The sequence below is a fragment of the Neorhizobium descurainiae genome, from assembly GCF_051400715.1.
In the GTDB taxonomy this organism is placed as follows: Bacteria; Pseudomonadota; Alphaproteobacteria; order Rhizobiales; family Rhizobiaceae; genus Neorhizobium.
The window spans coordinates 86,220-95,931 of sequence record NZ_JBLFFK010000023.1 but is presented as its reverse complement, the minus strand read 5'-3'; the positions used below and the strand labels follow the sequence as shown (position 1 = coordinate 95,931).

The following is a 9,712-nucleotide window of genomic DNA, read 5'->3' as shown; positions in this document are numbered from 1 at the left end:
CGGCCCATCTCCTCGCGGGGAATGCTGAAGGAGGCGAACTGCACATGGCTGCGCTCGGCGCGGATATGGCTGCCGAGAACCACAGCGGAAAAGTCACCCGGCAGAGACAGCCCGCGGCCGCGGGCGGCGGCCTCGACGCGCACCGCATCGGCAAGCTCGATGAAGAAAGCCGCCGTGGCGCCGCTGGTCAAAAGCGCGTCGAGGAGTTCGCCGGCCGGCCGGCCGACGGCATCGATATGCAGAACCAGCCCGGCACCGTCCCGAAGTGCCGCGGAAAAGCCGCTCCAGCGGTCGACGATGGACTCGGCCGGCCCCGAAGGACCGACGAAGGCGAGCTTCCGATGCCCGAACCTGCGCGCCTTTTCGACCAGCGCCCTCGTGCCGCTGGTGTAATCGCCGCCGACATAGGGAACCGGTCCGCCGGCATCCTCGCGCCGGCCGATCGCCACGAACGGATAGTCGCCCATAACCAGCCGCTCGAGCTCCGCCCGGTCGAATTCGCGGCCGAGCACCAGGCAGCCGTCGGCGATGCGCAGCCGGTTGCCGTCGGCAAAGATCTTCCGGTCCTTGCCGACGCCGGCGCCGGTCAGAAGCAAAAGGTCGTAATTCTGGGCCTGCGCCTCCTCCTCTATGCCGAGCAGGAAGGGCGTGAAGAAGTCCGCCTGCTCGCTCGGGAAGGCCGGCTCGTAGGTGAAGACGCCGAGGATGCGGTTCAAACCCTTGGCCATGCGCCGGGCGATCGGATCGGCCACGTAACCGGTGGTGCGGATGACGCGCTGGACCCGCTCGCGGGTCTCCTGCGGGATGCGGGCGAGCGCCGCCGGGGCGCCGTTCAGCACCAGCGAAACGGTCGCCTGGCTGACGCCGGCGAGTTTGGCGATGTCGTGCTGCGTCAAGCGCCTGGGGCCTGCCACGCGATGTCCTCCCGATCTCCCCTTGACCGCTAATGCGTATTAGCTGCTAATACGTATTAACAAGATCACGCCATCAACTGTCAAGAAAGAAATGCGGGAAAGGTCGACGGAAGAGGTGCAACAACCTCGTATCGAAGCCTTCGTCAAAGGAAACCTATGCGGGGGCACCTCATCGTCGGCGCGTTAGTGAACGTTCGACACCCAATCCATCGCCTGCGCTTTCTCCTCTTCCGGGAACACGCGCGCTTCGATCTGGGGGAAAAGCGTGCCGGTCATGTCCATCGCTGCCTTGATCCACTGCTTGTCGGAAATCACAGCGGCACGCTTGAACCGGTGAAACTCGCCGAGCTTGCTCAGACCATACTGCAAATCGCGCTTCAACGCGTCGGCCGTCATGTCCTCGAAACCGGTGAGGTCCGTCAGGACGGCGATATCTTCGTAGCCACTCAGCTTTTCCTCGATGGTCGGAATAACCTTGTCGTAATCGTCTGCCGTGACCGTGCCGGTGACACGGAACGCGGCGACGTGCTCCGGAGCGGAAACAATCTCGATCATTTTCTCCTCCGTTTGATCGGACTTATGCTTCTCGGCCAACTCGCACCACGGACGGATGTTCCTCCTGCACACTAATTTCAGCCGGTTTGGCGCCGGTGCGAATGCAGGCTTCGTTACAAGTGCTTTGACAAAAAGATCCGGGCATGGCCCTCAACTGCGAAAGCTACACGCCCGAATTCTTCATAACCCAGCCGGATATAAAAGCCCGGCGCCTGAAAGCTGCTGGTCTCCACGACGGCGCGCTGACAGCCTCGTCTTCTTGCTTCCTCCTCCACCTCAATTCCAACCGCCTGCACATTATACCGGTAGAGCGCTTTGGCGGCCCATGCCTTTGCCTCCCGGTGGTGGGAGAGGCTGATTTTGAAATTGCCTGCTGTAGACATCACTTACCCTCAAGCGCCGACAAGGATCTTTTCAAGGAGTGAACCGGCAGCCGATTGCAACGTTCCTGGGTAGCGGTCTTCAATCTTCAAGCGAATAGGCGGAAGACGACCGGAGAAACTAAGGGGCTCGCACCTTCTGGAACGGTTCCGTTCTTCAGAATAGCATTCGCGAGCGCTGATCCTGCTAAGCGACAGGATTTTGAGCAGATCTTCCTCCCATCCAAGCCGGCCATCGCTCCGATCGCGCATTGCGATGAATGCATCTCATGAATATGATGGGATCAATCGATGACGGAAAGTACGGCAATGGCATTTGACAGCCGGCTTCTGAACGGAATCGGGGTTCTTTCAGCGGTGATCGAAGCGGGGAGCTTCATGCGCGCTGGCGAAGCCCTCGGCTTGACCCAATCGGCCGTCAGCCGCGCCGTGGCGAGGCTCGAACAGCGCGTGGGCATCCGCATCTTTCATCGAAATGCCCGCTCGATCACTCTGACCGACGAAGGGCGCCGCTTTTACGAGCAGGTGGCACCGCATCTCACCAGTATCGAAGATGCGGCCATACGAGCCGCAGGATCAGGCGCCGAGGTGCGGGGGCGTCTTCGCATCAATGTCGATGGTTGCTTCGGCCACTACGTCCTCGGCCCAAATCTCCATCCCTTCCTGGCTCGATATCCCGAGCTTACCTTGGAAATGCATGTGCGAGACAGGATGGGTGATCTCGTCGCGGACGGCTTCGACGTGGGCATTCATTTCGGGCCGCCGGAGCCTTCCTCGCTCATCTGCCGCCTGTTGGCGGAGACGCGCGTGCTGACCTGCGCCTCTCCGAGCTATGTCGAGCGTCACGGCATGCCGTCGCATCCACGCGACGTTGAATCGCGGGATTGCATCCTTATGCGCGACCCCGCGACAGGCAAGCATTACGATTGGGATTTCACGAAAGGAGAAGAAACCATCTCGATCAGGATATCCGGGCAGATGATGGTGACGGACACGGGCGGACTGCTCGCCGCCTGCCTGTCGGGCCAAGGAATCGGCCAGCCGCTCGAGATTTATACCCGCCCCTTCCTAGCCGACGGACGCTTGATCCAACTCCTTCCGGACTGGGCTGACGAGACGTTCCCGCTTTATGTCTATCACCATACGCCGAAGCTGATGTCCGCGAAGGTGCGCGCATTCCTCGACTATGTGGCCGAGATCATCCGGTAGCGCGGATCAGGCAAACATTTTTATGGATCGGGGACAAGTTCGATGGGCAGCAAACGATCATCACCCGCCCGGGGGCGGCGCTGATCCCGCGCCTCTTCGCGATGCGCCGTGGCCGATGCCTCTTTCTATAGCGAAGATTGGCGGTAGGGCCGGGCGGCCGATGCCGCCCGACCCCACCCGTCTCTTCCGGTCAAACGATGCCACCGTTGGCAAACACAGTCTGGCCGCTCACCCACCAGCCGTCCCCGCTGCACAGGGCCGACACGACGCGAGCGATATCTTCCGGTTCGCCCAGTCGCTTGTGGGGAGTGCGCTCCACGAACCCGGCGATCTGCTGCTCGGTCTTGCCGTCGGTGAACAAGGTCGTGTTGACGACGCCCGGAGCCATCGCGTTCACCGAGATCATGCGGCCGGCCAGTTCCTTGGCCAATATGCTGGCGTAGAGCTCCTGCGCGCCCTTGGTCGCCGCGTAGGGTCCGTAGGTCGGTGTGCGGAGCTGCGTTATGCTCGATGAGAGCGCAATGATGCGTCCGTTGTCGCGTATGCGACGAGACGCCTCGCGGAGTACATTGAAGCTGCCCTTCACGTTGACGGCGACCATGCGATCGAAATCCTCGTCGGTCATGGCTGCGAAAGGCGCCAGCCGCATGATGCCGGCATTGCTCACGACAACGTCGAGGCCGCCGAACGCATTGTCGTTCGCGTCGAAGAGCCGACGTACCGCCGCCGGATCGCTGACGTCGGCCTGTTCCCAGATCGCCTTGCCGCCCGCAGCTTCGATGTCGCGCACGACGCCTGCTGCAAGATCGCGGTTGACCACGCAGTTGACGGTAACGCTGTAGCCGTCTTGGGCCAGACGCATGGCGATTGCCGCGCCGATGCCTCGGGAAGATCCCGTGACCAGAGCCACTTTTCCGTTCCCGCTGGGCGTCTGCGCGGCCGCGCCCGTCGCTCCGATCGCCGCGACGGCCGGCACGATTGCTGCCGCGGTCAGGAGCGTGCGTCGGGATACGTTGTTCTCTGCGGAAGCGATGCTGTATCTGTTGATGCCTCGTTCGGACATATCCTTATCCTCTCTGCTGGCGTTGACCGCTCATGCCGCGCCCGTGACTGCGGCGGCGGGGCGTGCAACCGGCACCATAGGTGCGTTAGAGCCGGCGGCACGTTACGGTCAGATGGTAGTCGCTCCGGACGAGTTCCCAGAACGCATTAATATCCAACAAGCTATGACTGAAAGTATGCCTGGGTGGCACGCTGCGGTCCGGTTCGTTTCGTTTCGTTTCGTTTCGTTTATGAAAGCATCGGAGCGGCTTGCATTGCTAAAACCGTCGTCAGCCGGCAGGTCGTGCGGCCGGAGGCGAAGCTGAAGCTTGCTCTTTCGGACGACGCGGCGTGTCGCGCCAAAGCAGAACGGATCAGATGCCTGGCGCTTGCTAACGGCTTTGCATTGCGCGATCAGCTGCCGACAAAAGCATCGATGAAGCGCGAGCGCAAAAGCTGTTGGCGGCCGTGCCGCTTCCGATCCGGAGAGCCGTTACAAAAAGCGTTCGGCTGATCCTAGCGAACTATCGAGCGCTCTGCGGCCCCTGGACTACATCGTTCATTCGAAACCATTGCTGGAGGTGTCGGCAGGACACTTCGTAAGAGCATCCTGACGTCCTACCCAGTTTCTATCCCTCTGCCGGCAAATATCCGAAATAATGAAGAGCGAAATTGGCGGATGATGGAATGGGGTTCAAGCCTCCAACCGTGCCGCGTCGGGGCTGGCGCCGGTTCGGGGAAGGGGCAACTGATCTGCGGCCAAATTTTCAAAGGGAGTTCGCCAGATGCGGCATGCTCGACACCTGGAGGCCCCTTCAGATGAGGCGATCATCTTCGGCCGCTTGCCGAGGACGGCGACGCGTGCCGCCGGCGGCCGGTTTCTTATCTACGTCGACCACGTCCTCCGGGATTTCGTCGAATAGTTTGTCTTTGACTTTCTCCGGCAATGGCTGCGGATCTGCCTTCTTTTCGAAACGGATCATTCGTTTTTCTCCTGCGCTGCAGATGGAGGAAGCGCTCCGAACATGCCGGAGCGCTTAAGCGTTCTTTGGGAAATGCCTTGAACGCGATGAGCTTTGACCAACCCGGTGCCGCGGGTAAGTTTACGCAGGCATCACCGCCTTCGCGGCATCCCGGAAGGAAACGAGCTTGCCGCTCTTTTCGTCCCAAAGCACGAGCCGGACACATTGAACACTCTGCCATAAGGTAATGCGGCCGATACCCGCCAGTTCGGGATGATCGCGCAGCACTTCCGGCAGCCGGTAATAGGGAATTCTGCTCGATAGGTGATGAACGTGATGTACACCGATATTGCCGGTGATCCATCGGAGCAGCAGCGGCAGATCATAATGGGAGGCACCGTGAAGTGCGGCCTCGGGAAACTGCCATTCCCCGGCCTTCGACCAATGGGTTTCCTCGAACTGGTGCTGAACATAGAAGAGCCACACGCCGGCCGCTCCCGCGAGCAGCACGACCGGGAGATGGATCAGCAGAAAGGGCACGAGCCCGACGGCCCAGATCATCAGCGCCGTGACCACTGCGATCGCCAGGTTCGTGGCCATGGTGGAAACCCAGGGCAGTGCCCCGGAGCCCATCATCCCGAAAGGCAGGCGCTGCTTGAAGAGAAAAAGCCAGGCGGGCCCAATGCCGAACATGACCAGCGGGTGCCGGTAAAGCCGGTAGGCAAGGCGTCCCGACCAGGGAAGGGAATGATATTCCGCGACGGTCAGCGTGGTGATGTCGCCGACGCCGCGCTCATCGAGATTGCCGGCCGTCGCGTGATGGGCCGCGTGCGCCCGCCGCCAATAGTCATACGGCGTCAAGGTCAGCACCCCGATGATACGTCCTGTCCAGTTGTCGAGACGCCGGCGGGCGAAAAACGAGCCGTGCCCGCAATCGTGCTGGATCATGAACAGCCGTAGCAGGAAGGCGGCGGCCGGGAGCACCAGGACCAGCCCCGGCCAAAAACCCTGGAAGACGGAGATATAGGCTCCCGCCCAGAATGCGGCGAAAGGGAGGACCGTCACGAAAAGCTCGAATGTGCTGCGTCCGAAACGTGGCTGGCGGTATTTCGAAAGAACCTTCAGCCAGACGCCGGCGGCGTCCTCGGGAGGTGCCTCAACTGCATAGGCATTAGCGTTCATGGAATTCGATTCGCTTTTCGGCCTCGGCGTGAGTGCCACCGAAGCGGGGGTCACTTGCCCCGTTTCCGGGGACATTCTTCAACCGTCAGCCTTGACGGGCCTTGCGCGCCGCGTAGCGGCGATCGCGTTCCGCCTTGCGGGCGGCTTCATCGGCCACGACGCGGGAAATGCGATCGTTGATTTCCGCCTGCCGGGCTTCGGCCTCGGCCTTCTGATCGGCTTCTGCGGCCGCCGTCAAAGCTGCCGCTTCCATTAGAATGCGCTCGTTCTCCGCCGCCTTCAAGGCGTCGCGCGCAGCACGGCGCGTCTCCCTCGCGGCGGCAACGGCCTCGCGCGCGGCGCGTCGCTCCTGGATGACGGGGTCGGTCGATTTCGGAGCGGACGCAAACTTCGCCAGAAGCTGCCGCTTGGCATTCTCTGCGGTCTTGCGGCGCTCGGCGAAGCTGTTGTCGTTCGGGTGTCTCAACGTGTCTTCCTTATCAGATTTCAGGCGGCCGTAGTTCGAGAGCAGATATCGCGCTTACCCCTGCGGATTCGCGTCAGCCCCAAGACCGCAACGGAAAAAGGCCAGACATCCGCCTGGCCTTTGAACGCTTTTGCCACCATGCCAGTACATCCGTGGTCATGGGAAGCTATAGCTTAAGCGGCCTGGAGCTGGCCTGCGGACATCTTGCCCGACTTCTGGTCGCGTTCCAGTTCGAAGCCGAGCTTCTGGCCTTCGACGATCGAGCGCATGCCGGCACGTTCGACAGCAGAGATGTGAACGAAGACGTCGGCGCTGCCGTCGTCAGGCTGAATGAAGCCGAAGCCCTTGGTGGCGTTGAACCATTTAACTGTGCCAGTGGTCATAACGAACCCTTTCATAGCAACATTGAATTACCACTGGGCGACGCACAGCGGTTGTTTCGACTTTTGAGAGGGGAAGTTCGTCAAGAGGCGCGTGGCGCGGCAAAAAACAAATATCAGCAAACAAAGCATCGATGGTCTTCAAATATATCATGCCGGCTCGTTGGTCAACCTCTTGTTTTGTGAATCGATCATTTTGCTACCATAGGTATATTATGGCGGAGGATATTCATCCGGCAGCCCTTGGTGGTCAGCACCGGCCATGCCGCAGGCCTTCCGGAATTTCAGGGATCGACGTTCGGTTCTGCTACGCGCCGCATCGGCCGATATATGCAGTCAGGCGGAAGGCTTCTTCAGAGCCAGAGCGGTCTCGACGCACTCTGGATGGGGAAAGGCCACGGCGTCACCCGCAGCGGGCAAGGATGTCGTCGACGACGCGGGCGATAGGCCCGGTGGCGTCGATGCTGGTCGCGTTCGGCGGAATGTCCTCCCGCGTCGCGTGCTGGCGCAGGATCAAGGCCCGCTCGGCCGGCTCGGAACCCCACTCGTCCGGTCTGCCGTCGAGGCGCCGGTTCAGCGTCTCGAGGTCGATCTCGAGCACGAAGACTGCGTCAAAGAGGTCGATGAAGCGGTCGACGTTCCGCGAGCCGCCGCAGAAGAAGGTGATGGGGTGGTTCGGTCGGCGATCAGGGCTTTGACCTGGCCAACGTCCCAGATGTGATGCCGGGAGATGAACTCCGGATCTCCGCGGTGCCTTGCGACCACAAGAAGGTCCAGCCTTTCGCCGGTCTGCGGATCACCTTGATACGCCAGCACCCGGTCACCGTGAACGGCGTGATGCCCGCGCCGGTCCAGTTCGGCGGCGACCGAGGTCTTGCCGGCTCCGGAGCAACCGTCGATCAGATAGTTTTTGCAGCCCATCTCCTGCTTAACCTAAATCTGTTGCCGAACAATGCAATAACAGTGTTCTTTTCCTTGTCGCCGACGTAGAAACGCCCGCTTCCGCCTGAAATATGAGCGGAAATTGCCTTTCCTGCAGACCTTGCGCAATGCCCGGCGACCAGGGCAGCCTTCTGCATCGCCTCGTGAGTCGAGTAGGCGTTGATATAGGCCGGCACCCTTGGGGCGTCGTAGAGATAGTAGGGGAAGCCGAAGGAGATCATCACCGTCGGCAGCCGCGTCCAGGGGCGCTTATGGCTGCGCGGGCATTATATTTGCTCCACGGGACCAAATCCGGTGCCAAGCCGCCGGATTTGGTATAAAACGAGCGCAAACCAGACGGAGAAGAAAGTGCCGCAAGAGACTGATAAAAAGGAAGAAGGCCGATATTTCAGGGCTCCCGTCTTCGCCGTTGCGCCGATGATCGACTGGACGGATAGGCATTGCCGTTTCCTGCACCGGCAGCTTTCGGCGCGGGCGCTGCTCTATACCGAGATGATCGTGGCGGACGCGATCATCCACGGGCCGCGCGAAAGGCTGCTCTCCTACTCGCCCGCGGAACATCCGGTGGCGCTGCAGCTCGGCGGATCGGATGCGGGCAAGCTTGCCGAAGCGGTCCGGATCGCCGCCGATTACGGCTATGACGAGATCAACCTCAATGTCGGCTGCCCGTCGGACCGGGTGCAGTCCGGCACGTTCGGCGCCTGCCTGATGCGCGACGCGGGCCACGTCGCCGATCTGGTGACTGCGATGAAGAAGGTTTCGACCGTGCCGGTGACGGTGAAATGCCGCATCGGCGTCGACGAGCAGGAGCCGGCCGAGGTGCTGCCGGATTTTCTTGCCCGGATGATCGGTGCCGGCGCCGACGCGATCTGGATCCATGCGCGAAAAGCCTGGCTGCAGGGGCTTTCGCCGAAGGAGAACCGCGAAATCCCGCCGCTCGACTACGACCTCGTCTATCGCATGAAGCGCGAGAACCCGAACGTGTTTCTCGGCATCAACGGAGGCATCGCCGACCTGGAGCAGGCGGTGGGGCACCTTGCTGTCATGGACGGGGTGATGCTCGGCCGCGCCGCCTATCAGAATGCCGGGCTGCTGGCCGGTGTGGACGAGCTGGTCACAGGTCCGAGTCCTGCAGGGGCTGCCGCCTCCGACGTCGACTGGCTGGCGCTGCGCGACACGATGATGGCCTATGCGGACGAGGTGATCGCGTCGGGCGGAAGGCTGCATCACGTCACCCGCCACATGGTCGGGCTCTTCCAGGGTTTTGCCGGCGCCCGCCGCTTCCGCCAGATCCTCTCCGCCGAGGCGACCCGCCCGGGTGCCGGGGTGGAGGTGATCGCCGCCGCGTTTGCTGCGGTGGATATCGATGGTGGCGCAAAGCGGCTGGCGGGGTAAGGTTCAAGCGGAGGACGGGGATGGAATGGACATGTCCAACGATATCAATCAAGGACTTGCGCGAAATTTCTGTTCTCCTCATCCCCATGGGTATTTCCGGCGTCATGCTTTTCTCGTCCCGCTCGCGGATACACCGGAAGGCGTTCCGGCGAGGCGGGGCCGGCGCGGACGGTGAGGATAAGACGCAAAGCCTCAACGTCCGGGTCCGCGGAAAATGGTCTCCCTCCGGCGACACGGGAGAAGCGATGAAGGTTTACGGACCGGCCTTTTCGCTTCCGATGCCCGA

Annotated in this window: 11 protein-coding genes and 1 pseudogene; 2 read left to right on the top strand and 10 right to left on the bottom strand. The window is 61.6% G+C overall.

Translation table 11 applies throughout. The annotated features are described in order from the left end of the window. The 3 genes from ACMGE0_RS28085 to ACMGE0_RS28075 all read right to left on the bottom strand — a co-directional run. Window positions 1-914 (bottom strand): LacI family DNA-binding transcriptional regulator (locus ACMGE0_RS28085; RefSeq protein WP_436819175.1); only part of this gene is annotated, 914 nt, incomplete at its 3' end. A 183-nt stretch (window positions 915-1,097) separates the two neighbouring features. Then, a complete protein-coding gene (locus ACMGE0_RS28080; protein WP_436819174.1) occupies window positions 1,098-1,469 on the bottom strand; it encodes a SpoIIAA family protein in 372 nt (123 codons plus the stop codon). 113 nt (window positions 1,470-1,582) lie between these two features. Then, a complete protein-coding gene (locus ACMGE0_RS28075; protein WP_436819173.1) occupies window positions 1,583-1,852 on the bottom strand; it encodes a GNAT family N-acetyltransferase in 270 nt (89 codons plus the stop codon). 306 nt (window positions 1,853-2,158) lie between these two features. Between ACMGE0_RS28075 and ACMGE0_RS28070 the strand changes: the two genes are divergently transcribed. Further along, the gene (locus tag ACMGE0_RS28070; protein ID WP_436819172.1) at window positions 2,159-3,058 is read left to right on the top strand and encodes a LysR family transcriptional regulator; all 900 of its coding nucleotides are present in this window, start codon (window positions 2,159-2,161) and stop codon (window positions 3,056-3,058) included. Window positions 3,059-3,248: 190 nt separating this feature from the next. On the opposite strand, the gene ACMGE0_RS28065 is transcribed toward ACMGE0_RS28070, so the two are convergent. The 7 genes and pseudogenes from ACMGE0_RS28065 to ACMGE0_RS28035 all read right to left on the bottom strand — a co-directional run bounded on the left by ACMGE0_RS28065 (window position 3,249) and on the right by ACMGE0_RS28035 (window position 8,255). Continuing rightward, window positions 3,249-4,121, bottom strand: a complete 873-nt coding sequence (locus ACMGE0_RS28065) for an SDR family oxidoreductase (protein ID WP_436819171.1) — start codon at window positions 4,119-4,121, stop codon at window positions 3,249-3,251. Window positions 4,122-4,914: 793 nt separating this feature from the next. Further along, window positions 4,915-5,082 carry a hypothetical protein gene (locus ACMGE0_RS28060; protein ID WP_436819170.1) on the bottom strand — a complete coding sequence of 56 codons (168 nt, stop codon included), beginning with the start codon at window positions 5,080-5,082 and terminating at the stop codon, window positions 4,915-4,917. Window positions 5,083-5,202: 120 nt separating this feature from the next. Continuing rightward, window positions 5,203-6,243, bottom strand: a complete 1,041-nt coding sequence (locus ACMGE0_RS28055) for a fatty acid desaturase (protein ID WP_436819169.1) — start codon at window positions 6,241-6,243, stop codon at window positions 5,203-5,205. A gap of 85 nt (window positions 6,244-6,328) precedes the next feature. Beyond that, complete coding sequence (locus tag ACMGE0_RS28050; protein ID WP_436819168.1) at window positions 6,329-6,709, bottom strand: DUF6481 family protein; 381 nt, start codon at window positions 6,707-6,709, stop codon at window positions 6,329-6,331. A gap of 173 nt (window positions 6,710-6,882) precedes the next feature. Continuing rightward, window positions 6,883-7,092: a cold-shock protein gene (locus tag ACMGE0_RS28045; protein ID WP_436819167.1), complete on the bottom strand. Its 210-nt coding sequence runs from the start codon at window positions 7,090-7,092 to the stop codon at window positions 6,883-6,885. 400 nt (window positions 7,093-7,492) lie between these two features. Then, window positions 7,493-8,010 (bottom strand): annotated as a pseudogene (locus tag ACMGE0_RS28040) (nucleoside/nucleotide kinase family protein). Continuing rightward, a complete protein-coding gene (locus tag ACMGE0_RS28035) occupies window positions 7,989-8,255 on the bottom strand; it encodes a hypothetical protein (RefSeq protein WP_436819166.1) in 267 nt (88 codons plus the stop codon). The pseudogene ACMGE0_RS28040 and the gene ACMGE0_RS28035 overlap by 22 nt, the downstream one beginning before the upstream one ends. Before the next feature lie 124 nt (window positions 8,256-8,379). Between ACMGE0_RS28035 and dusA the strand changes: the two genes are divergently transcribed. Continuing rightward, complete coding sequence (dusA, locus tag ACMGE0_RS28030; protein ID WP_436819165.1) at window positions 8,380-9,426, top strand: tRNA dihydrouridine(20/20a) synthase DusA; 1,047 nt, start codon at window positions 8,380-8,382, stop codon at window positions 9,424-9,426. Window positions 9,427-9,712: the final 286 nt, after the last annotated feature.